The following is a 23741-nucleotide window of genomic DNA, read 5'->3' on the forward strand; positions in this document are numbered from 1 at the left end:
ACGTCGCCGAAGGCCAAGTGAAGCGGCGCAGGTCTCGCCTGGTTCCACGTTTCGTGCTGAAGCGTTGGCGATCGGGGGACAGGGTCGTCACCTCCGCATGCACGGGGAGCATTTCGAGCTATGTCCCAACGGCAGTCGAATGCTCCACGTAGCCTCGCAGACATGGAGGCACCCGCACCCGGCGCACCGCCGGAACCCGGCGACGACGAGACGCGCAGGCGGCTGGACGCGTACGCGTACCTGAGCGCGCCAGAGCGGCTGGAGCACATCGCGATCATGCGGGTCTTCTGCGCGACGCTCCTGGCGGACCTGGCCGTCCCTGACGTCATGGCGAAGCTGCGCGAGTCCGGCGGACCAGGTGCGGGGCTCGACGCCGACACCCTCACGGCCCGGCTCGAACAGCTGGAGCGGTGGGGCAACCTGCTGCGCGGCAGCCACACGGTGAAGGCGTCCAGCATCACCGAGTACCAGCGTTCACGTGCGCGCTACCAGCTGTCGAGGCTCGGCGAACGCATCCAGCGGGACGCCGACGGGGTGCTGGCCGAGGCCGACGCCGCCCGTGAAGTGAGCAACGAGCTGCTGGCCCTGGTCGAGCGCGGGCTCCGGGAGCTCGCCGAGCTGATGACCGAGCCGGGCGGCATCGCCCCGCAGGACGGGCTGGAGCGGGTCAGCACGCTGTTCGTGCAGTTCGCCGAGTTCGCTGACTCCATCCGGGACTTCTACGCCTACCTCGGCCAGGTGCTCGCCCGGTACGACCTGGACAGCGCCGAGTACCAGGGCTTCAAGGAACTGCTCCTGGACTATGTCGAGGCGATCACGGAGGACGTGGCCTTCCGCGCGCCCCGGATCTCGGCGGCACTGGACACGCTGTGGCCACACCTTCCGGCCCTGCTGGAACGACTGGACGCCCATGCCCAGGGCCTCGCCGGGCTTTCTCCGCAGGGCGAAGGCCGCTCGGAGACCCGGGTACAGCGCAGCCGGGGCCGCGAGCTCGCGGACTGGGAGGGGCTGCGCGGCTGGTTCAGCGACACCGACGGTCAGGGCAGCCAGGTCGATCAACTGCGGGACGCCACCCTGCGGGCGCTCCAGTCGCTGCTGGCCAACGCGAAGCGGATGCTGCGCTCGGCCACCGGGGAGATGTCGCGGCGCCGGGACCTGCTGCGGCTGGCCCGGTGGTTCGACGACGCCGCACCGCAGGATGCGCACGACATCGCCGTCGCCGCCTTCGGGCTGTACGGTGCCCGCCACCTGGGGATACCGCCCTCCACCGATCAGGTGGTGCCTGCCTACACCAGCTGGTGGACCGGTCCGGTGGTCGAGGTCCCGGTCGCGCTGCGCGAGAGGGGCAGCCGCGCGCAGCGGGGCCGGACGGCATCGGTGGAGGACCACTCCGCGCAGAAGCACCGGCTCCGGGAGGACGCGCGTGAGCGGGCGGCGGCCAGGAAAGCGGCGGCGGACGAGCTGCGCAGCGCGTCGGGCCGTTTCGACGACGTGCGGCTCACTTCGGCGGCGCTGAGCCTGCTCCTGGAGCTGCTGGCCACGGCGCTCGGGAACGCCCAGCTGAAGCGGCGCGCCGGTGCCGCCGGGGAGCAGGCACCGGGGTTCGGCCTGGACGCGGCGTGGAGCGAGGACGCGGAGCTGGGCATCCGGCTCACCGTGCACCGTACGGCGGGCACCCGGACGCTCCTCCACTCGGCCGACGGGGACCTGCTCCTGGACGACCTGGAGCTGGTCATCGGCCGGACCTCCGCCACGGCCGACGGTGAGGCGGAGGTGAGCGTGTCATGACGCTCCCCTCCGCCCACGATGTGGCCCTGGCAGCCGAACGCCGTACCGCCGCCCGGCTGTTGCTCACCCATCCGCTGGTCACCTCGGGAGGCCCGCATGCCGACCTCTTCCCGTTGGTCCGCAGGCATGCCGACTGGCTGGGCAAGCGGTTCCAGCAGGTGCTCGGCTATCGCCTTCTGGTCGACAGCTCCTACGCCCGGCTGTTCAAGGCCGGGCTGGGAGCGCGGACGGGACATCGGCTTGTGCGGTCCACCGGCACTCCCTTCACCCCGCACACGTACTCCTGCCTCGCACTGGCTCTGTCCGTGCTGGTGACCGCGCCCGAGCAGATGCTGCTGTCGCAGCTGGTCGCCGATATCCGGGCCGCAGCGGCCGATGCGGGCGTCGAGCTGGAGGAGACGGGCCGGGCAGCCGGGAAACGGACCCTGGTCGCGGCTCTGCGCCAGCTGGTCGAGTGGGGCGTACTCATCGAGACGGAGGGCCACGTGGCTGCCATCACCCAGGAAGCCGGCGGGGAGGCTTTGATCACGGTGGACCGCGAGCTCGCACGCGTCGTCGTGGCCGGACCGCTCGCCCAGTCCCGGGACGGCGCCGACCTGGTCCGGCGAGCAGCGGACCCGGGCTTCGGAGGACCTCGCACCTACGTGCGCCGGATGCTCGTCGAAACACCCGTCGTCCACCTCGACGAACTGACCGACGCCGAACGCGACTGGCTTCGCACCCGCCAGCGCCGGGAAGCCCAGGCGTTCCTCGAACTACTCGGCCTGGAGACGGAGATCCGCGCCGAGGGAGTGGCGCTGGTCGACCCCGAGGAAGAGTTGACCGATCTCCACCTTCCCGGCACGGGTACCGTCGCCCAGGCCGCACTGCTGCTGGTGGAACGGCTCGTTGAACGGCTTCGTCCGCCCGATCCCGGACATCCTGCGACCGGCGGCGTCCTCGTCGTCGGGGTGGCCGTTCCGGACGGCCTGGTGAATGAGCTGCTGGCCGAGCTGGTCGCCGAGTACGGAGGCCGCAGCAACTGGCAGCGCGGCTACCTGGAAGATCTCCACGCTCTGCGGGAAGCCGTGCTGGACCTGCTGTCCCGCATGCGGCTGCTGGCCCCTGCCGGTCCGCTGCGGGCCGAGGGGGACGGGCTGCCGGAAGGGTACGCGGAAGAGCTGCCGGAAGGCCGCCAGGTGACCGACGTCCGCGGAGCCCGGCCCGGCGGCGAGGGCTGGGTACTGCTCGCCGCGGCGGCCCGCTATGCCACCCGCGTCACCGTGCGTACGGCCGACTCGATCCGCAAAGATACCGACGCACAGCAGGATTTGCCGCTATGACCACCGACGCACGTGGCCTCATCCCGCTGCCGCGATCCGGCCTGTCGAAGACGACAACAGGTACCCGCTTCCGGCTGCACCGCGCAGGCATCCAGAACGTCTGGCAGTACGACGAGCAGGAATTCGCCTTCGGTGACGGGCGGCTTCTGCTGCGCGGCAAGAACGGCGCGGGGAAGTCCAAGGCCCTTGAAATGCTGCTCCCTTACCTGCTGGACGGCGACTCCCGAGCGCTGGACGCGACCGGCACCGGGCGGACGACGCTCGCCTGGCTGATGCTGGACGGGTTCGAGCAGACCAACCGCCTCGGCTACCTTTGGGTGGAGTTCCGGGGTATGGCCGAGGGCGGCGACCACCGCTATCTGACGCTCGGCGCCGCCGTCCGCGCCTCGAAGTCGACGCAGAAGGCGGTGCCGACCTTCTTCGTCACCCCGCTGCGGGTCGGTGAGGACCTGCGCCTGGTCGAAGCGGGCAAGCCGCTGCCCGTCGACCGGCTCAAGGAGATCGTCGGTTCCGACAACGCAACCGAGCGCGCGGTCGGCCACCGTGCCCGCGTGGCGCGGGACCTCTTCGGGATCGCCGATGCAACGCGCTACCGCAACCTCACCCAGCTCCTCCACCGGCTGCGACGTCCCACGGTCGGGGACCGCATCGAGCACGGGGGCCTGGCCGTCCTGCTGAGCGAGACCCTGCCGGGTCTCGACGAGGAAGTGGTCGAGAAGGTGGCACGCAACCTTCACGACCTGGACGCCGTACGGGACGAACTCGGCCGCCTGGAACGTACCGACACGGCGCTGCGCACGTTCCTCGCCGACTACCGCCGCTACCTCGCCGGAGTCCTGCGCACATCGGCCCGGAACGTGAGCAGGGAACTGGACGTCCTCTCCCAACGACGCCGAACCGCCGGGGACGCAGCGCAGCGAACGGGCGACCTGAAGAGGCGGGAGGAGGAGTCTGAAGCCGGGCTGAAAAATCTCCACGAGGAGGAACAGACCGCCCGGACAGAGCTTGCTGCTCTGCACGCCAGTCACGCCTACCGCAGCCTGCGCGAACTGTCCGAACGCCGCAGCACGGTGGAGGCCCTGCACACCACGGCTATGACCGCCTTCACCGCCCTGCGCAACGCGCACGAGGCGGAAGAGGGCTCGGCCGAACGACTGGCCGAGGGTGTCGAAGACTTGGGGAGTCGGCTCACCGAGCTGGGGACCGAACACCGGGAGCTGCTGTGCCAGGCGGAGAAGGCAGGGCTCCCCGCCGGCCATCTCGGCGATGCGGTGGCTCTGCCGCGCACGGTCCGCTCCCAGGCGACGCAGACGGAGCTGACCAGCCCGGACGGGGAACCACAGACCGTACGGCACCGGCTGGTGGTTCGCGTGGACACGGCCACGACAGAGGCCGGGCTGGGGTCCTGGCAGGGGCAACTGGAGGATGCCGAAGCGGTCGTACGGAACCGGACACGGATGGTCCAGGAGGTGACCCGTCTCTCCTCGCAGGCCGACGAGGCCCGGACCAGGGCAGCTCAGGCCGACACGGAGCGGGAACGGCTGGAGGGCGAGGCGGAGGGGGCCGCCGGCCGTCTCGAAGAGAGCCGTGAGGAGGTCGCCGGGGAGAGCCGTGGGTACGCCGACGAGGTCGCCGCGTGGGTGGAGAGCACTCGGACCGCAGCGGGGCCCGGCTGCCCGCCCCTGGATGCCGTCCTCGCTGAAGTAGCCAGTGAGACCTCCTCCGACGCGCCGTTCGCGGAGCGCACGCTGCCGCCCGACATCGACACCCGCGCGCGGCAGACGGCTCATGCGGCCTTGGAGCCGTACGCCGATGACCTCACCCGGCACCGCGATGCGTTGGCGCTCGGCGTCGGCCGGCTCGGCGAGGAGATCGACCGCCTGACGAAGGAGGAGCAGGACTGGGAACGGCGTACCGACCCCGAGCCTCCGGCCCCGTATCACCGGACCGCCGAGCGGAATCCCGCTGGTGGAGCGCCCTTCTACCGGCTGGTGGACTTCGCGGAGCACGTGCCCTGCGCCGACCGGGCCGGCCTGGAGGCGGCGCTGGAAGCGAGCGGAATTCTCGACGCCTGGGTCAGCGCGGACGGGGCCCTTCTCGACCCTCTCACCCGGGACACCCTTCTCCAGCCCAGCCCTGTGCCGCCGGGAGTAAGGACCCTCGCCTCAGCCCTGCGCCCGGCTCCACAGCCGGAGTGCGGCATCACGTCCGAGCATGTGGAGCGCTTGCTGGCCGCCATCGCGCTCGTACCGGCCTCAAAGACCACCGCTGCCAGCGCGGTCCACTTCGACGGAAGCTGGCAGCTGGGGGCCCTGCGCGGCCGACACCACAAGAGCGTCGCCGAGTACGTGGGGGCCGCTGTACGTGCCGAGACCCGGCGGCGCGTCCTCGCCGAGCTGACGGACCGGCTCACGCAGACGGAACAGCGGCTGACAGACGCCCGTGCCGGACTCACCGCAGCCGATTCCATGCGGCGGGCCCTCTCGCTCGCGGAACGGGACTTTCCCCGGGCCCGGCAGCTCTCCGACGCCTGGAGCAGGACCACGGCGGCCGAAAGAGCGCTGCGGGACCTGACCGCCAAGGCGACCCGTGCGGCACGGGTCGCCGAGGAGGCCCGCGCTCTCGCCGTCTCGGCGCGCACCGAGGCAGACGCCACCGCGACTGCCCATGACCTGCCCACCGACGCCACCACCCTGGACCGCGTACGCACCGCGCTGGCGACCCTGCTCAGCGGTATCGGTCACCTGCGCAGAGCGGTCAGCGCTACGGTCGGTCGACTCGGCGGAAGCCAGGCGGACGACGGGCGGTACGAGCGTGCCCGAGAGGGGCGTCTTGAGGCGGAAGTCGACTACCGGCTTCGCCTCCACCAACTGCGCACTGCACAAAAGGATCTGCGGACCCGCGAGGCGGCCGTCGGATCATCCGAGGAGGAGATCCTCACCCGCGAACAGAACGCCAAGCAACGCATCGCGAACGCCGCCGGCGCCATCCCAGCAGCAGAGCGCACCCACAGCGAACTCCGCGATCTGCGCGTGCGTGCGGAAGAAGAGGAGAAACGCCTGCGCGAAGAGCTGGCGGACCAGGAGACGACAGTCATCGACACCGGCCGCGCCCTCCGTGACGCTCTCGACCGTCCGGAAGTCGTCAACGGGGCAGGTCTGGACCGGTCCTCTCTGCCCGACCAGGTCTCGGACAACCCCGGTTCGGACGTTCGCGACCGTCTGCGCGCGCTGCGCTCACTGGCCGACGCTGTGGAGCAGGCCCTCAGCCGTTCGAGGGGAGAGGTGTCGGACAGCACCCTGCTCAACCGGCACACGGAGCTGCGCGACCAACTGGCGGGCGGATACGACGCACAGCTTGAGGAACGCGACGGCATCAAGGTGTGCCGTCTGCTCGACGACCACGGTTCGCACGATGTCGCGGTCGTGGGCGAGCGGATCGCCGTACAGTCCGCGGAGGCGAGGGGGCGGCTCACCGAGCGCGAGAGCGAGGTGTTCCAGCGGTTCCTGACCGGCGAGCTCGGCGATCACCTCTCCGCGCAGGTCATCACCGCGGCCAATCTGGTCGCGGCTCTCAACGACACCCTGAAGACCGTACGGACCTCGCACGGTCTCGGTGTGGAGCTGCTGTGGAAGCTCGACGAGGACGTGGACGCGGACGTGCGGGCAGCCGTCGAGCTGCTGCGCAGCCCGTCGAGCCTCCGGACGCGCGAGCAGACCGAGCAGTTGCGCGAAGTGCTGCAACGCCGCATCGAAGACGCCCGTCGTGCCGACCCTTCGGCCGGCTACACGGCCCATCTGCGGACCGCGCTGGACTACCGCGCATGGTTCCGTTTCCACACCTTCGTGGTCGAGGACGCGGCCCCCGGGCGCAGGAGGAAACTGACCGGCCGCACCGGACTGAGTCAGGGAGAGCAGCGCGTGCTCTCCTACCTTGTGCTCTTCGCAGCCGCTGCCGCGCACTTCACCGGTCTCGCCGAGTCGGCCCCGCACGCGCCTCGGCTGATCCTCCTGGACGATGCCTTCGCCAAGGTCGACGAACCCACCCACGGGCGGCTGGGCCGCATCCTCGTCGACCTCGATCTCGACTTCGTCCTCACGAGCGAGCGGTTGATGGGCAACTGGGCTGAGGTGCCGTCCCTGCACATCTACGAGTGCCTGCGCGACCCCCATGTGCGCGGGGTGGCCACGTTGCACTACACCTGGAACGGTCGGCACCGGCGTCTGGCGTCGGTATGAGCGGGCTCCCGGCCGCCACACGGGACTGGCTGGCTGGGCCAGGTCTCGCCCGGCTCTGGGGCGCGGTACGCAAACGTCTGGAAGGCAACGGCGTGCAGTCCACCGGTTCCCTCCGGCTGACCGCGGTGAGTGCCCAGGAACGTAACGACCTGTCACTCCTGTTGGGCAAGCCCCTCACAGGTACGGCAGTGACCGTGCGGCTCGACGCACTCGACGCACGTCTGCGCGCCTCGGCTGCGGGACTCGGGCTCGGGAGCGTTCTGGAGGAACTCGGCCCCCCGCTCACCGACCGCCGCGCGGCCCGCGAGGACGATGCGGCACAGCGCCAACACGTGTGGTCCTCGCTCGCCTCGTCTGTCGACGCGTCTTTGCTGGCCGGGCAGGACTGGACCCGGCAGTGGTCCGACGGGCTGCGCCGCACCGGCATTCCGAGAGGGGTGACACCCGAAGCTGCAGTGCGGACGCTTCAGCAGGCGGTCCAGGTACTCGCCGTGCTGCTCGATCCGGAGCGCACCGGCACGCGGGGCCGAGGAGAGCTCGCCGCGACGGCGACCGGTTCGGCGCACGGTCTGGACGACGGCGCCTGGCTCGCCCGCCTTGTCCAACGCGGCGTTGCCCTGGCCCATGACACTGACATCCCCAGCAACGCGGCCGGCCGGCGCGCATTGTGGCGGCTGGTCTCCGTCACACCGGACGAGGTGTCCGGCACAGTGCTGACCTACGGTCTGCGGCCCACCGGCGAGGGCTGGCGAGAGCGGTCATTGCGCGAGCGGTCCGCCCATCACGCCGAGACCCACCTGACACCGCGCGATCTGCTCGGCCTGCGGCTCCAGCTGCCCGCCAGAACCACCATCCACATCTGCGAGAACCCGCGTGTGGTGGAAGCCGCGGCCGACGCGGCCTGCGCCAAGCCCCTGGTCTGCACGTCCGGCAGCGCCGCCACGGTGGTTCTCACACTCCTCGACGCCCTCGCCGCCACCGGCTGCCGCTTCACCTACCACGGCGACTTCGACTGGCCGGGCATCGCACTGGCCAACCGGATCACCCGCCGCTACGAAGCCCTGCCGTGGCGCATGGGCGCCGAGGACTACGAACACCTCGCCGCTGCCAGCCAGGCGGAGGGTGTCCCTCAACTACCCCTTGACGGCCGACCGGTCGAGGCGGACTGGGACCCGGGCCTCGCCCCCGCCATGACCGCGCTCGGCGTCGCGCTCCATGAGGAGGCCACACTCGATCTTCTGGTGGACGACCTGTCCGGCCAGGGGTAGAAAACGATGGCATACGGACCGGCCCTCCCCGAACCGGGACCGGGATTTTGGGACCAAGCAGTCCATCGGCAAAGGTCCTCAACCGTCAGCAGGACGGACTGCCGGATCCGCCAGGATCAGGTCGGCCACCATCTCCTCAACAACGGCCGTGCCGGGGTCTGTACAGCGCACCGGCGTCCAGCTGGCGCACATTGCATGCATTCGCGCCTCTGTGCGCCTTACATGCCCCCTCCAAGCGCCCCGCACTCCCCTCTTACTGTCATGGAACAGCGAGGGCCGGAAGGAAGTCCGACCCCGACGCGAGCAAAGTGCGGCAGGTGACCGCACCGACCTGACGTCGGCCGGCTCTGCCCGCCTTGGGGGATGGGGGCGGTATGGGTGCGCGTCGCAGGACCCGTGACAGCTTCGCCGCTCATGGGCCAGGCGCTGGACGTTCTCGCCGGGGATTCGGCCGCCGGCCTGTCCACCACGCTCAACACGCTCCTCCGTGTCATCGGCGCCGTCAGATGGGACGTGCTGGACGACGGCACCAGGGACGCGTACTTCCTGCTGTACGAACACTTCCTCCAGATCTACGATCCGGACCTGCGAATACGTACAGGACGGCCTGGCTCACCACCACCTGATCGCCCCTTCACCGCCAGCCGGACAGACCGGACAGACCGGACAGAAGGGAGCGTGTTCGGCGGTCAGCAGGATGCCGAGCGGATCTACGACGACCTTCTCCGGGCCTCAGGCTCGCCCACCACACTGTGGCTCATTCCGGTCGAGGGGGATCGGTTGATCTTGATCAGCGGAGGGGGCAGTAACCCCTGCCTACATCGTAAAGGCACGGCAAAACGTGCTCGTCAAGCGCGTATCGCGACCGGTTGAGCAACGCATTTCGGACGTTCCGGCCGCCGGGCCCCAGATGCACTGGACGGCGCCACAACGCCCCCTATGCTTCTACAGACCTGTAGAACGCGGAGTGCTCGCGGCCGGTGTTTCGGTCCGCACCCGCGGCCTTCCCCTGCCTCAACGCACGTACGTAAACAAGGGAGTGGACGCCACGATGGTGTTCAAACGGCTGCTCGGCTCGCTCGGTGTGGGCGGCCCCATGGTGGATACGGTCCTCGTGCCGGGCGCGGTGCTGCCCGGCGGCAGGCTTTCGGGCGAGGTCCGACTGGCGGGCGGCGGCGCGGACTTCGACATTGAGCACATCACCCTGGAACTGGTCGCCAGGGTGGAGGCCGAGCACGAGGACGGCGAGAGCCACGGCACCGTCGCCTTCGACCGCTACGTCGTCGGCGGCGGCTTCCGCCTCGCGCAGGGTGAACACCGCAGCGTCCCCTTCACGGTGAACCTGCCGTGGGAGACGCCGATCACCGAACTGTACGGACAGCAGCTGGGCATCGTCCTGGGCGTGCACACCGAGCTGTCGGTGGCCGGCGCCAGGGACCAGGGCGATCTGGATACGCTCACCGTCGGCCCGCTGCCCGCTCAGGAAGCGATCCTCGAAGCGTTCGGACAGCTCGGCTTCGGCTTCAAGTCCGCCGACCTCGAATACGGCCGCATCGGCGGCACCGGCCAGCGACTCCCCTTCTACCAGGAGATCGAGCTGACTCCGGCGGCCCAGTACGCCCACGCGGTCAACGAGATCGAGGTGACCTTCCTCGCCACGCCCGGCGGCATGGAGGTGGTCCTGGAGGCCGACAAGCGCGGCGGTCTCCTCTCCTGCGGCCATGACGCACTCACCCGCTTCACCGTCTCCCACGACGACGTCCCGCACCACAACTGGAACGACCTGGTCGACGGCTGGGTCCGCGAACTGATCGAGCACCGCTCGTCGTACGGCTCCAACTCGTCGTACGGACACGTTGGTTACGGCCACCACAGCAACGCTCACCAGGGCGACCACGGCCATCACCAAGAGCACCACCACGACGGTCACCGGTCCGGCCCCAGCCTGGGAACCGCCGTCGCGGTGGGCGCGGCCGGACTCGCCGTCGGCGTCGTCGGCGGCATGGTCGCCGCTGAAGTCGTGGACGAGGTGGGGGACTTCTTCGAGGGGGACGACGAGGACGAGGGCGGCGAGGACTGACCATGTTCGGCATCAGCGAGATCGCGGTCATCCTCATCGTCGTCATACTCGTCGTCGGCGCGAAGAAGCTGCCCGAACTCGCCCGCAGCGCGGGCAAGTCGGCCCGCATCCTCAAAGCCGAAGCACGGGCCATGAAGAACAAGGACGCGGACACCACCACGGCCCCGGCACCCCGCGTCATTCCCGGCGAGACGGTCCCGCCGCGGGGCCCGGAGCAGGACACGCGCCCTCAGTGACGCGTGTCCTACGGGCGGGGTGTGCGGCTGCGTCCCCAGCCGCATGCCCCGCCCCTCCCGCTCGCAAAGAGACCGGTGCGTCGGTGCGCGGGTCGGCTTCTCCGCGGAAATACGGGGTGTGTGTCCGTCGGCGCTCAGCCCGCGGTGACCTTGGCCACGAAGGCATCCAGGTTGTCCGACATGCGCGCGAGGCGTTCGTCCAGGGTCAGGGACTCCTCGTACCGCCCGTGCCGCAGCTTCGGCTGCCGCTTGCCGCGCAGATACAGGGGGCAGGCGAGGTCCCCGCAGATGTAGATGCCGACCGTGTTGCCCTCTCGGCCCCGGGCGCCCGCCAAAGGGGCGGCGAGCAGGGAGACCCCGGAGGAGGCATGGCCCGTCAGGCAGATCTGGCACATGCTGGACTTCACGGCGCTGGTGCGCCTCACGGAGGGTATCCGCAGAGAGATCCCCAGCGGGCCCTGCGCCCGGGGCAGCACGAGATGTGCCCTCAGCGGCGCTCCCGGATCCACCCACCCCAGGAAGTCCAGGTCCTCCCAGGGCAGTTCTGCGAAGTCGAGCGGCGGCCGAAGCCGCGCCGCATCGCCTTTCGTGCAGTTCACGAAGGATGAGCGGATCTGTTTCTCACTGAGCGGTTCCACGGGCGCCGACCCTACGTCCGCCCCGACCTGTACGCATCTCAATATCCGGCCCGGCCTGCACGCACCCCGGTGTCCGCCTGCCCCCGCCTGCCCCCCACCTGGAGCGTCGTCACGCTCGGCACAAACCGCGTCACAGTCCGAGAGCAGCCGTGGCCACCTGGTGGAGTACGCGGGAGCGGGGCACGGCTTCTTCAAACACCGACACGAAGAACCTGCCCGACATGCACCTTTCATACCCACATGCGAATCTGGAACTGCCCGTCGTCCCAGAACCGCTACAGGAGGCACGATCGTGGGCAAGAAGCAGAGTCGGCAGAACCGCGGTGCCCGCACTGGCGGCCATGAACGCAGCGCTGCTCCGGAGACGAAGGAACAGACGCAGCGACCGGCTACCCAGGACACGGTGCACGCGATCTCGGAACAGGTCTCCCACCGGAAGCAGCGGAGGTTCGGCCACAACTGATCCTCGGAGATCTACGACAACCGCCCTCTGCGGTGGCGCCCACGCCGGGTGCCACCACAGAGGGCGGTTGCGTCGGTCCGGCGGTTTGCCGTCCGCCTGCCGCCAGTGCGTTCTCGGAAGGGTTCTTGATGGCTTCTTCATAAGTCCTTCATGGGTGCGGTCCTACATTCGTCGCCGTCCGTCCGGCCGGAGCGGGAGCCGGACAACGGCCAATGTGCGAGGAGCCCATGAGCATGAGTACGCGTCGGTGGTACGGGGGCCGGTTGCTGATCGGGGCGGCATCAGTGGTGGCGCTGACCGTGACCGGCTGCGGTGGCGGCGGGAACAGCGGGGACGACTTCGCTTCCGCGTCGAACGGCAAGACCGACGCCACCACCTCCAAGGGGAGTTCGAGCGAGCTGGCCGACTACGTCGAGGGGCAGCGGAAGTGGGTCAAATGCCTGCGCGACGAGGGGTTCGACACCTCCGATCCCGACTCCAAGGGCCGGGTCGACCTCGGCGACAAGTCCGCCTGGAAACGCGACCCGAAGGCTCTCAAGGCTCAGGAGAAGTGCGCGAGTCTCAGCCTGCCCATCCCCGAGAGCCTCCTGAAGGAGCAGCTGCCCGAGCTCTCCAAGGACGAGATCGGAAAGAACCGGCGGTACGCAAGGTGCATGCAGGAGCACGGGGCGCCCGACTTCCCCGACACCGGTGCCGACGGCCACTTCCAGGAATCCGCGTGGGACGCGACATCGGCGGGTGCCAAACGGGCCGCGCGTGTGTGCGCCCCGATCATCGGCATCCCGGACGACGCGCCCACGCCCAAGGGCTGAGGAACCGGGAGCCGTGGACGTCGTGGAGTACGCGGGAAAACAGCCGGCGGCGGGAGTGGGTGTGGCGGCGGGCGGTGCGGACCGCCAGGGGGTCGGACGGCGCAGGCGCGGGCCCCTCATCGTGGGGGCCGGGATTCTGCTGGTTGCCGCGATCAGCGTGGTCGGAACCCTGGGGCTGGGCGGCGGCGCGGGGGCCGGCCAGGCGGGCGGCCGGGGGACCGGCGGCCAGGCGGTAGAGGTCACTCGGGACACGCTGACCGACCGGACCGAGATCGACGGCCGACTCGGGCACGGGCCCGAGGTTCCGTTCCAGATCAAGGCGAGCGGAACGGTGACCTGGCTGCCCGAATCGGGCAGGATCGTGCGGCGCGGTGAGACAGTGCTACGGGTCGACGACCGCCCGGTGGTGCTGCTCTACGGCAGCCTGCCCATGTATCGCGGTCTGGGCATGACGGAATCCGGAGGTGCTGCCACCGGGGGTGGCGACCGTGGTGACAGCGACGCGGACAGCGGGACCGGCAAGAGCGGTGGCGCAGGCGACAGCGGGGGCTCCGCCACCAGCACCAGCACCAGGCAGAGTTCCCAGGGTGCCGGTGGTGCCGGTGCTGTCGGAGCCGGGCGGGCAGCCGGTGCTCAGCAGCCACCCGAACCTCTGCACGGCATGGACGTCAAACAGTTCGAGACCAACCTCAGCGCCCTCGGCTACTCGGGCTTCACCGTGGACGATTCGTACTCCTCGCTGACCGCCGCCGCGGTCAAGCGCTGGCAGAAGGACCTCGGCCTGTCGCAGACCGGCAGAGTCGGCGCCGGCGACGTCGTCTACGCCCCCGGGCCGGTCCGTATCGCGAGCACCGGTGTGCAGGTGGGGGCCAACGCCGTCGGCAACCCATTGAGTTACACCAGCACCTCGCGCATGGTCGACGTGGACGCCCCCGCCTCCGACACGAACTGGGCACGACGGGGCAGGGGGGTCACGGTGGAGCTCCCGGACGGGCGATCGGTCAAGGGCAAGGTCGCCCGCGTGGGCAAGGATGCGTCCGGGTCCGGCGGCTCGGGCACGGACGGTACGGACGGGGGCGGGGGCGGTGGCGGCGAGTCCAAAACCAGGACGGCCACCGTGTCCGTGGTGATCACCTTTGACGACCAGAGCTCTCTGGGCAGGCTGGAGAGCGGCCCGGTCACCGTCCGCCATGTGGTCGCCCAGCGCAAGGACATACTCACAGTCCCGGTCGCCGCCCTGGTGGCGCTGGCCGAGGGCGGCCACGGACTGGAACTCGCCGAAAACAACGGAGGCGGCGGCACCGGCCACTTCGTACCGGTCATCACCGGCCTGTTCGCCGACGGCCGGGTCGAGGTGAACGGTCCCCAGGTCCACGAGGGCATGAAGGTGAAGATCCCCAAGTGACCCCGACGAGAACGACCTCGACGAGCCCGGCCGACCCGTCGGCCCCGCCGTCCGGCACACCGGTGGCCGAGTTCGCGGCCGTGTCGAAGACCTACCCCGGCCACGTCACCGCGGTCAACGAGGTCGACCTTGTCATTCGGTACGGAGAACTCGTCGCCGTCGTCGGCCACTCCGGTTCGGGGAAGTCGACCGTGCTCCATCTGATGGGCACGCTCGACCGGCCGTCGAGCGGCCGGGTGACCGTGGACGGTCACAACATCGCCGAGCTGTCCGACGGTGAGGTCTCCGCACTCCGGGCGCAGCGGATCGGCTTCGTGTTCCAGCAGTTCCACCTGGCCGTGGGGGTGCCCGTGCTGGACACCGTCGCCGACGGTCTGCTGTACGCGGGCGTGCCCCTGCGGGAGCGTCGACGCCGGGCGGCCGACGCGCTCGCCCGCGTGGGGCTCGGCCACCGGATCGGTCACCTCCCCCACCAGCTCTCCGGTGGCGAACGGCAGCGGGCCGCGGCCGCCCGGGCCGTGATCGGCGAGCCGGCCCTGCTGCTCGCCGACGAACCGACCGGCAACCTCGACTCCGCCTCCGGCGCGGCGGTGCTGGAGTCGCTGCGTGAACTGCACGCGGCCGGCACCACGGTGGTGGTCATCACACACGACCGGGAGATGGCCGCGGCGTTCGACCGGCGGGTGGAGATGCGCGACGGTCGGACGTACGAGCAGTGTCCAAGTGGCCGCGGCCGGGCCGCGGCTCCTGCCCGCGATCGGCGGACGCGTCGCCACGGGCCGATGGCTGGGGTCGGCGACCGAGGACTACCCGACCGTGGTCCTCGGTTCCCAGGCGGCCCGGCGGCTGGACGCGTACACGCCGGGGATGCGGCTGTGGCTCGGCGGGAAGTGGTTCTCCCTGGTAGGTGTGCTCGACCCGGTGCCGCTGGCGCCGGAGATCGACAGCTCGGCGCTGGTCGGCTGGCGAGCCGCGCAGACGTACCTGCACTTCGACGGCCACCCGTCGAACCTCTACATACGCACCGAGAACAGCCGGGTGACGGCCGTACGCGATGTGCTCGCGGCGACGGCGAATCCGGCCGGGCCGAACGAGGTGCTGGTCTCCCGGCCCTCCGATGCGCTGGCCGCACGGGAGGCCACCGAGTCCGCACTGACCGGACTGCTGCTGGGCCTCGGCGGGGTCGCGCTGCTGGTGGGCGGGGTCGGCGTGGGCAACACCGTGATCATTTCGGTGTTGGAGCGGCGGCCGGAGATCGGTCTGCGCAGGGCGCTGGGCGCCACCAGCGGCCAGATCCGGGGCCAGTTCGTCACCGAGTCGCTGCTGCTGTCCGCGCTGGGCGGGCTCGGCGGCCTGGTGCTGGGTACCTCGATCACCGCCGGGTACGCGTACACGCGGGACTGGCCGACCGAGGTACCGGTGTGGTCCGCGGCGGCGGGCATCGCCGTCACGCTGGTGATCGGCGGTCTTGCGGGCCTCTACCCGGCGGTCCGGGCCGGACGGCTCACCCCCACCGAAGCGCTCACGGGCGGGTGACGGGCGCCCCCACCAAGACGCTCCAAGACGCTCATGGGGCACGGGCGGGTGACGGGCTTCGGCCGGTCACCCGCCCCGCGGCCGGCCCCGTCGGCCGACGGGTCGGCCGGTGCCGTCGGCCGCCCCCGTTCCCGCCCCCTCCACCTTTCACCCGGCACCGCCCGGTCCCGTGCGGAGCACGACGCTGAACGTCGTACCTACACCCACCGTGCTCTCCACTTCGATCGTCCCCCGGTGATCGGTCACGATCTGGCGGGCGATGGAAAGCCCCAGGCCACTACCGCCGGTGGCACGGCCCCGTGCCGCGTCCGCGCGCCAGAACCGGTCGAAGAGATGCGGCAGTTCCTCGGGAGGTATCCCCTTCCCCGTGTCCCGCACCTGAATGATCGCCAGATCGCCACGCCGGACCAGCTCCAGGGTCACGGTGCCGCCCGGAGCCGTGACCCGTACCGCGTTCACGACCAGGTTGCCGACGACCTGGCGCAGCCGCTCGGCGTCGGCGAACACACGCGCCGGCCGCGCCGCGTCGAGCTCCAGTACGACGCCGACGGTCTCGGCCCGGGCGCGGTGGGCGGTCCGGCAGGTCTCCAGCATGTCGGCCAGATCGACATCGCCGCGGTGGTAGGTGAGCGCACCGGCCTCGGCCAGGGCCAGATCCTGCAGGTCGTCCACGATCCGCTGCTGGAGCATCGCTTCCTCGTGGAGGGACTCCAGCAGCTCGGGGGTCGGCTCGACATAGCCGTCCTGCAACGCCTCCAGGTAGCCGCGCAGATTGGCCAGCGGCGTGCGCAGCTCATGCGCGATGTCGCCGGTGAGGCGGCGCTGGCGGTCCTCGCCCGCCTGGATGGAGTCGGCCATCCGGTTGAAGGCGCCTCCGAGCTCGGCGATCTCGTCCCGGCCGGAGATGACGACCCGCCGCCCCAGGTCTCCCTCTCCCAGACCTCGCGCCGCGAGGGTCAGGGCACGGATCGGGCCCAGTACGGCCCTGGTCAGGAGCAGGGCACCGAGGACGGCCGCGAGAAACACGCCCGCCGCGGCGGCGATCGTGGGCGCGGCGGCCAGGGTGGGCGGTGACTCGTCCTTGGCCCCGAGGCGGACCTGGAGCCGCGGGGGCGCCACGGAACCGATCCGTTCGTTGAAGGCTCGCTGAAGACAGGCGGTGGGACGCGGGTCGGACTCGCAAGGCTGCACCGCTTCGTAGTCCTGGGTGAACCGCGGATCCGTGCCGGATGACGGCTCCTTGCACTGCGAAGGCCGGTGCGCCGTGCTGATCCGGGGAATGCCGACGCTGTTGGGACGGGCCGTCACCACAGCTCCCGCTCGTGTCAGGCATGCGGCGTACGTCGCGGCAGCCCGGTACTCGCCGATCGCCGTCACGGTGAGCTTGACCGAGGCCCGCGGCACTTTCTCCGCGGGCAGCCGCAGGATGGGGCGCGGATCGACCAGGACCGGGGACCGGCTGCTCACCGAGCGGGGCTCGTGCCCCGCCAGGGCGTCCGAGTCGACGAGCAGCACATCGGCCTCCGTCGCTACGCGAATACGCTGGCCGGTGTCCTTCGCCAGCTCGCCCACCGTCGGCGAGACCCCGTCCCACGTACCGTGTCCGAAGCCGTACGCGTAGAGCTCGCCGGTGATCCGGGAGACCTCCTGCTGTCCGGTGACGACGGAATCGCGGACCTGGCGATTGGCCTGCCGCAGAGTCAGCCAGGCGGTTGCCGCCGTGGCGGTCATGGCGACAAGCATCAGCAGGCCGAGCACCCGCAGCTTGAAGCTCACCGCCCCGCACCGGGCCCGTTCGCCAGCCGGTATCCACGGCCGTAGACGGTCTCCACATACCGCCGGTCCGGTCGCCCACGCTCCAGCTTTCGCCGCAGGTTCATCACGTGGGCGTCAACGGTGCGTTCCAGGACGTTCTGGTCGAATCCGAAGACCTGGTCGATGATCCGAGCCCGGGTGAAGACGCGTCCGGGCTCCCCCGCCAACACGGTCAGGATGGCGAACTCCTTGCCGGTCAACACCACCGGCTCCCCGGCCACCCGCACCTCGTAGCGGGCGACGTCGATCTCCAGGTCGTCGACGGTGAGCAACTCGGGATCGGTGCGCCCGGCGGCCTTCGCCCGACGCAGCAGCGCCCTGACCCGAGCGGTCAGCTCCCTGGGGCTGTACGGCTTGGCCACGTAGTCGTCGGCCCCCAGGTCCAGCCCGAGGAGCATGTCCTCCTCCGTGGTGCGTGCGGTGAGCAGCAGGATGGGGACCTGGGATTCGGCGCGCAGGATCCGGCATACGTCGAGACCGTCGACGTTCGGCATCATCACGTCGAGCACGATGAGGTCGGGCCGGGAGGACCTGGCGCGGTCGATGGCCGAGCGCCCGTCGGCGACGATCTGGACCTCGTTGCCCTCGCGCTCCAGATAGATGCGTATCAGTCGCGCCTGCTTCACGTCGTCCTCGGCAACCAGTATGCGTGCGCTCAACGAGACTCCTCGGCCGGGCTCCGTCGTAACCGGTGTACCAGTATCCGCACGAGCCGCCGACGCGGAACCGGACACCGGATCGGGCACGAAATCGCATGCGTCAACTGATGGTCCGCGCGTCCATGTGCACGACGGAGACGGCGGCTCGACCCTCCGAGCGGCCGCAGCCTTCCCGGCCCGGCGTCCCGATCCCGTCGGCAACCAAGAAGACGCGCAGGTGACCGCTGGTGGCTCACCTCGCCACCGACGACCACCGGGTCTTGCCGGCGTGGCAAAATTCAGCCACATCGGTTCTGACCGCGGTCGCCGGGCATCGACGCGTGACATCCCCGACACCCGATCTTCCGTTCACGGAAACGAAATTCGTCCTGGAATCAACGCTTTCTTCGATTCACCCGAATCAGCATCTCACTGACATCACCGAAAGCCCGGGTGAGGCGGCGCCCACTTTTTGCAATTCCGCCCGGGTAAGGGATCAACGCAAACCGAATCGACAACGATGGGGGATTCAATGAAGCGTTGAGCAACGGCAGTTCCGCCCGTGATCGCGGCCGTCGCCGCGTGCATCCCGACGACCCTCGCCTCCCCGGCCACGGCGGCCGCCGCCTGCGGCAAGGGGGCCTCCGACAAGGACGGGAGCTCCTGGAACGCCACCGCGGACGGCGCCAACGAGCGCAGCGGCTCCAGCACCAACTGCGTGATCAGGGGCATCGCCCACTCCTCCCACAAGCTCGACCACCACTGCTACACCGTGCCCGGCAACGGCTGAATACACGGGGCGACACCTGCAACGACTTCGGCACACACCACTGTTCACCTCGTAACGGAGCTGCACAACCGCCCGGATGCGATCACTCCTGACGGCCTCGGAGCACGCGCGGAGAGCCTCGTCCACCGTTCACGGTCCCGCACACCAAGCGCCTTTGCACATCAAAGGGCTCGGGCGTGCAGGGCCGAACCCTCTCGCATTGCTACGGAATTCCCTCCGCCGACGCAGAGGAACCCCCGGCGCGGACCCCCGGCCGTTCGAGGCGCGACGACAACCAGCCCCGGGCCGACGCCCGACAGCAGCACAGGCGGGCCGCACTCCCCGGGCCCCCGAACACGCCGCACTCCCCAGACACACTGCACTCCCCGGAACACGCCGGGCGGCCCTTCCCGGATGGCGCGATGGCCGCGAGAGCACGAGTCTCCGGCGAGATCGCACGAGCCGCCGCTCACACCATTCCAGGTGCGTCCGGAGGTTCATCTACGCGCGGAGCTCGGATGCCCGAACGACCATTCAGGCAAATCAGACCAGTTCTTCCCCAGCTATTACCGGCGGGTACCAAGAGCTGCTAGAAACGTGGCGCTCCATCAACCCCCCACCCACCCCCCACACTTCGGAGGGCTGACAGCCATGTCAGTACGGAGATTCTGGGCGTCCGCATCCACTCTGGTCCTCGCCGCCGTGGCCGCTCTGGGCATCGCCCAGCCGGCCTCGGCAACCTCCTCGGCCACCGCCGGCGGGTACGTCGCTCTCGGCGACTCGTACTCGTCCGGCGTCGGCGCGGGGAGCTATCTGTCCGACAGCGGCGACTGCCGCCGCAGCACCAACGCCTACCCCTACCTCTGGGCAGCTGCGAACTCACCTTCGTCCTTTGCCTTCGTCGCCTGTTCGGGCGCCACGACGAGCTCGGTGGCCGGCAGCCAGCTGGGTGCGCTGAACTCGTCCACCGGCCTGGTCAGCGTCACCGCCGGTGGCAACGACGTCGGCTTCGCCAGTGTCATGCAGGACTGTGTGCTGTCCAGCGAGGCCACCTGCCTGAGCAGTGTCCGCTCAGCCGTCTCGCAGATGCAGAACTCGCTGCCGTCCGGCTTGGGTTCGCTCTACGGTGCCATCCGGTCGCGGGCTCCGCAGGCGCATGTCGTGGTGCTGGGCTACCCGCGCTTCTACCAGTTGAGCGGGACCTGCATCGCCGGGCTCTCGGAGAACGAGCGGGCGGCCATAAACAATGCGTCCGATGTCCTGAACGGCGTCATCGCCAAGCAGGCGGCCAACGCCGGGTTCACGTTCTCCAGCGTGGTGGACGAGTTCACCGGGCACGAGCTGTGCTCCGGTACCGCATGGCTCCACAGTGTGTCGATCCCCGTCTACAACTCGTACCACCCGAAGGCCGCCGGACAGTCGGGCGGCTACCTTCCGGCCTTCCGCTCGGCCGCGTAGGACGCGGACGAGGGAGGTACGACCTGCGGCACGGACGTACCGAGTTGCAGAGGTACGGAGGTGCAGCCGGCGATGCAGAGGTGCGGCGGGCTGCCGGAAGCGGGTGCTTCCGGCAGCCCGCCGCAGGTCTGTTGCGGTTTGGGTTCAGGTGCAGAGTTCAGATGCAGGTACAGACACAGGTACAGACACAGGTACAGATACAGGTACAGATACAGGTGCAGCGAGTCGCTTCAGGCACGGGCGGTGGTGTCCGAGCGGTGCCGAGCCGGGCCGCGCGGGGCGGCGTGGCGGTCGCGAAGGTCCGGTTACCCGGTATCGGCCGGCCGCGACGCCTTGATCGAGTACATCAGCGGAATGCGCGGACGATCGGCGGGGAAACGGTAGGAGCCGTCGCCCTGCCGCTCCAGCGAAGAGAAACGGGCGAAGAGCGAGAAGTCGTGCTCGTGCAGGAACTCGATGCGCAGCCCGGCGGCGGCCAGCGCCGACACCACGTCGCCGATCGGGTGCTGCCATTCGACGCTGCGGTTGTGGACGGTCGGTGCGTCGAAGTCGGCGTACGTGCCCGGCGTCTCGTCCACCCATGCTTCGCGGCTGAAGTAGTCGTGCACGACCTTCGTACCGGTCGAGTCGTCGAGGCAGTCCGTGATCGGGTGGAACTCCGCGAGGTAGAGGAACCCCCCGGGCGCCACGAGCGAAGCTGCCGTCTCGGCCCAGCGCCGGGTGTCGGGCAGCCAGTTCAGCGCGCCGACGCCGGTGTAGACGATGTCGTACGACGAGTCCGGGACGGCCTGCGCCGCGTCATGGACATCGGCAGCGACGAACGCCGCCCGGTCCTGGGTGAACCCGAGCTCGCGGGCCAGGCCGCGCGCTGTCTCGACGGCCGGTTCGGAGAAGTCCAGGCCGACGACGTGTGCCGCGCCGTGCCGGGCCCAGGAGAGGGTGTCGACCCCGATGTGGCACTGCAGGTGCAGGAGCGACTTGCCGGTGACGTCCCCGACCTCGGCGCGTTCGAAGTCGCGCAGGGCGTCCTTGCCGGCGCGGAAGGCGTCGAGGTCGTAGAAGTCGCTCACGGCATGGATGGCGACCCGCTCGTCCCAGCGGGCACGGTTGGCCCGGAGCCAGTTGTCTGGAGTCGATGCGTGCATGCCCGGGAGGTTATCCACAGGCTGAGGGCGATGCGAACGGATTGTCGGCGGTCCGGCGCAGAATGGGGGACATGACTGAGATCACTGGCTCGACGGCCCCGTCCGCGCAGGCGACCGTTTCCATGTCCGCGACCGCCTCCGTGCCGGAGGGCGCGACCGCCTCCGTGCCGGAGTGGGAGCAGCGTTTCCGGGCGCCGCGGGTGTCGTTGCCCGACTGGGCCGAAGATGCGCCGCACCGCGCGCTGTTCGTCTCCAACGCCACGGGCACGTACGAGCTGTACGCATGGGACCGCGCCACCGGCGAACAGCGCCAGGTGACCGACCGGCCGAACGGGACGACGGACGGTGTGCTGACACCGGACGGCGAGTCGATCTGGTGGTTCAGCGACACCGACGGGGACGAGTTCGGGGTGTGGATGCGTCAGCCGTTCCACGGCGGAGGAGGCGAGGAGGCGGTGGACGAACCGGCGGCACCAGGCCTCGGTGCCTCGTACCCGGCCGGGCTCGCGATCGGGCGCGACGGTACGGCGGTGATCGGCCGTTCGACGGACGAGGACGGGACGACGATCCATGTCGTACGGCCCGGGGCCGCACCCGTCGAGATCTACCGGCACCGGGAGTCGGCGGGCGTCGGTGACCTCTCGTACGACGGGACGCTGATCACCCTGGAGCACACCGAGCACGGCGATGCGATGCACTCCGCGCTGCGGGTGGTGCGGCCGGACGGGTCGACGGTCGCCGAACTGGACGACACCGAGGGCGGTACGAGAGAGCTGGGCCTGTCCGTGCTGGGCTTCGCCCCCGTCGCCGGGGACACGAGGCTGCTGGTCGGGCATCAGCGCCGGGGGCGCTGGGAGCCGATGATCTGGGATCCGCTGACGGGTGTGGAGACGGACCTCGCGATCGATCTGCCCGGTGATGTGAGCGCCGAGTGGTATCCGGACGCTTCCGCGCTGCTCATCGTGCACGGCTTCGAGGCCCGCAGTGACCTGTGGCGGTTCGAGCCGGGGTCCGGCGGTGCTCCCGTCCGGGTGGAGACTCCCACCGGTTCGGTGTCGGGCGCCACGGCCCGGCCGGACGGCACGGTGGAGTACCTGTGGTCGTCGGCCGCGCAGCCGCCGATCATCCGGTCCACCTCGGGCGCGGTGGTGCTCGATCCGCCCGGCTTGAAGGCCCCGGCGTCCGTGCCGGTGGAGGACGTGTGGGTGGACGGGCCCGGTGGCCGGGTCCACGCGCTCGTACAGCGGCCCGCAGCCCCGGCAGAGGGGCCGTTTCCCACCGTCTTCGAGATCCACGGCGGCCCGACCTGGCACGACAGCGACGCCTTCGCCTCCGGTCCCGCCGCCTGGGTGGACCACGGCTACGCGGTCGTCCGGGTCAACTACCGCGGCTCCACCGGATACGGCCGCGCCTGGACGGACGCGCTCAAACACCGGGTCGGCCTGATCGAGCTGGAGGACATCGCCGCGGTGCGGGAGTGGGCGGTGAAGTCCGGGCTCGCGGACCCGGCGAAGCTGGTCCTGGCCGGTGGCTCCTGGGGCGGTTATCTGACCCTGCTCGGCCTCGGTACGCAGCCGGACGACTGGGCCCTGGGCCTGGCGGCGGTCCCGGTCGCCGACTACGTCACGGCGTATCACGACGAGATGGAGGACCTGAAGGCGATGGACCGCACGCTGCTGGGCGGCACGCCACAGGAGGTTCCCGAGCGCTTCGAGGCCTCGTCCCCGCTGACGTACGTCGACGCCGTCCGGGCGCCGGTCTACATCTCGGCGGGCGTCAACGACCCGCGCTGCCCGATCCGCCAGGTCGAGAACTACGTGGACCGGCTGAAGGGCCGTGACGCGGTGCACGAGGTCTACCGGTACGACGCGGGGCATGGTTCGCTCGTCGTGGAGGAGCGGATCAAGCAGGTCCGCCTGGAACTCGACTTCGCCCGGCGCCACCTGGCCCCGCAGTCCGGCCCGTCCGGCCCGTCCGGCCCGTCCGGCGAGTAGGGGCGTCCGTTCCGTCCTGGGTTTCTGTTCCGTCCTGGGCTGCCGTTCCGGCCGGCTTCTGTTCCGTCCCTGGCGTCCGTTCTGTGCGGTGCGGGCCACCGGCATCGGGCATCGCTCGGTACCCCGCGCCAGGCGA

Annotated in this window: 16 protein-coding genes and 2 pseudogenes; 14 read left to right on the forward strand and 4 right to left on the reverse strand. The window is 70.2% G+C overall.

Annotated features, from left to right (window positions below; genetic code table 11):
• Positions 1-162 precede the first annotated feature (162 nt).
• The 7 genes from OH735_RS17025 (at position 163) to OH735_RS17055 (ending at position 10932) form a co-directional block, all read left to right on the forward strand.
• Positions 163-1788, forward strand: coding sequence for a TIGR02677 family protein (locus OH735_RS17025; protein WP_406382392.1), 1626 nt, complete (start codon positions 163-165; stop codon positions 1786-1788).
• The gene (locus OH735_RS17030; protein WP_406382393.1) at positions 1785-3110 is read left to right on the forward strand and encodes a TIGR02678 family protein; all 1326 of its coding nucleotides are present in this window, start codon (positions 1785-1787) and stop codon (positions 3108-3110) included. Before OH735_RS17025 ends, OH735_RS17030 begins: the two co-directional genes overlap by 4 nt.
• Positions 3107-7348 (forward strand): TIGR02680 family protein, encoded by a 4242-nt coding sequence (locus OH735_RS17035; RefSeq protein ID WP_406382394.1) that lies wholly within the window; start codon positions 3107-3109, stop codon positions 7346-7348. The genes OH735_RS17030 and OH735_RS17035 overlap by 4 nt, the downstream gene beginning before the upstream one ends.
• A complete protein-coding gene (locus tag OH735_RS17040) occupies positions 7345-8616 on the forward strand; it encodes a TIGR02679 family protein (RefSeq protein ID WP_406382395.1) in 1272 nt (423 codons plus the stop codon). The genes OH735_RS17035 and OH735_RS17040 overlap by 4 nt, the downstream gene beginning before the upstream one ends.
• A 414-nt stretch (positions 8617-9030) precedes the next feature.
• Complete coding sequence (locus OH735_RS17045) at positions 9031-9489, forward strand: hypothetical protein (RefSeq protein WP_406382396.1); 459 nt, start codon at positions 9031-9033, stop codon at positions 9487-9489.
• A gap of 178 nt (positions 9490-9667) precedes the next feature.
• Positions 9668-10696, forward strand: coding sequence for a sporulation protein (locus OH735_RS17050; protein WP_406382397.1), 1029 nt, complete (start codon positions 9668-9670; stop codon positions 10694-10696).
• 2 nt (positions 10697-10698) lie between these two features.
• Positions 10699-10932 (forward strand): twin-arginine translocase TatA/TatE family subunit, encoded by a 234-nt coding sequence (locus tag OH735_RS17055; RefSeq protein WP_406382398.1) that lies wholly within the window; start codon positions 10699-10701, stop codon positions 10930-10932.
• 134 nt (positions 10933-11066) lie between these two features.
• Here OH735_RS17055 and OH735_RS17060 read toward each other — a convergent pair whose 3' ends face one another.
• Positions 11067-11570, reverse strand: a complete 504-nt coding sequence (locus tag OH735_RS17060) for an FBP domain-containing protein (protein WP_406382399.1) — start codon at positions 11568-11570, stop codon at positions 11067-11069.
• Between the two features lie 696 nt (positions 11571-12266).
• Between OH735_RS17060 and OH735_RS17065 the strand changes: the two genes are divergently transcribed.
• From OH735_RS17065 to OH735_RS17080, 4 genes and pseudogenes are all read left to right on the forward strand, one after another.
• Positions 12267-12845 carry a hypothetical protein gene (locus OH735_RS17065; protein WP_406382400.1) on the forward strand — a complete coding sequence of 193 codons (579 nt, stop codon included), beginning with the start codon at positions 12267-12269 and terminating at the stop codon, positions 12843-12845.
• Between the two features lie 13 nt (positions 12846-12858).
• Positions 12859-14250, forward strand: a complete 1392-nt coding sequence (locus tag OH735_RS17070) for a peptidoglycan-binding protein (protein WP_406382401.1) — start codon at positions 12859-12861, stop codon at positions 14248-14250.
• A gap of 62 nt (positions 14251-14312) precedes the next feature.
• Positions 14313-14954, forward strand: a pseudogene (locus OH735_RS17075) (ABC transporter ATP-binding protein); the annotation flags it as partial.
• Positions 14953-15786: pseudogene (locus OH735_RS17080) on the forward strand (ABC transporter permease); the annotation flags it as partial. The pseudogenes OH735_RS17075 and OH735_RS17080, both read left to right, overlap by 2 nt.
• A 147-nt stretch (positions 15787-15933) precedes the next feature.
• On the opposite strand, the gene OH735_RS17085 reads toward OH735_RS17080, so the two are convergent.
• Both OH735_RS17085 and OH735_RS17090 read right to left on the reverse strand, forming a co-directional pair.
• Positions 15934-17562 (reverse strand): sensor histidine kinase, encoded by a 1629-nt coding sequence (locus tag OH735_RS17085; protein WP_406382402.1) that lies wholly within the window; start codon positions 17560-17562, stop codon positions 15934-15936.
• A complete protein-coding gene (locus OH735_RS17090; RefSeq protein ID WP_406382403.1) occupies positions 17559-18260 on the reverse strand; it encodes a response regulator transcription factor in 702 nt (233 codons plus the stop codon). Before OH735_RS17090 ends, OH735_RS17085 begins: the two co-directional genes overlap by 4 nt.
• A 541-nt stretch (positions 18261-18801) precedes the next feature.
• On the opposite strand from OH735_RS17090, the gene OH735_RS17095 reads away from it, so the two are divergent.
• Together OH735_RS17095 and OH735_RS17100 are read left to right on the forward strand one after the other, a co-directional pair.
• Entirely contained in the window at positions 18802-19029 is a 228-nt protein-coding gene (locus OH735_RS17095) for a hypothetical protein (RefSeq protein ID WP_406382404.1), read from the forward strand.
• A 630-nt stretch (positions 19030-19659) separates the two neighbouring features.
• The gene (locus tag OH735_RS17100; protein ID WP_406382405.1) at positions 19660-20466 is read left to right on the forward strand and encodes an SGNH/GDSL hydrolase family protein; all 807 of its coding nucleotides are present in this window, start codon (positions 19660-19662) and stop codon (positions 20464-20466) included.
• 305 nt (positions 20467-20771) lie between these two features.
• Here OH735_RS17100 and OH735_RS17105 read toward each other — a convergent pair whose 3' ends face one another.
• Entirely contained in the window at positions 20772-21611 is an 840-nt protein-coding gene (locus OH735_RS17105; protein ID WP_406382406.1) for a class I SAM-dependent methyltransferase, read from the reverse strand.
• Between the two features lie 122 nt (positions 21612-21733).
• Between OH735_RS17105 and OH735_RS17110 the strand changes: the two genes are divergently transcribed.
• Positions 21734-23605, forward strand: a complete 1872-nt coding sequence (locus OH735_RS17110; RefSeq protein WP_406386601.1) for a S9 family peptidase — start codon at positions 21734-21736, stop codon at positions 23603-23605.
• Positions 23606-23741: the final 136 nt, after the last annotated feature.

Source organism: Streptomyces sp. NBC_01618, from assembly GCF_045209435.1.
Taxonomy (GTDB): Bacteria; Actinomycetota; Actinomycetes; order Streptomycetales; family Streptomycetaceae; genus Streptomyces.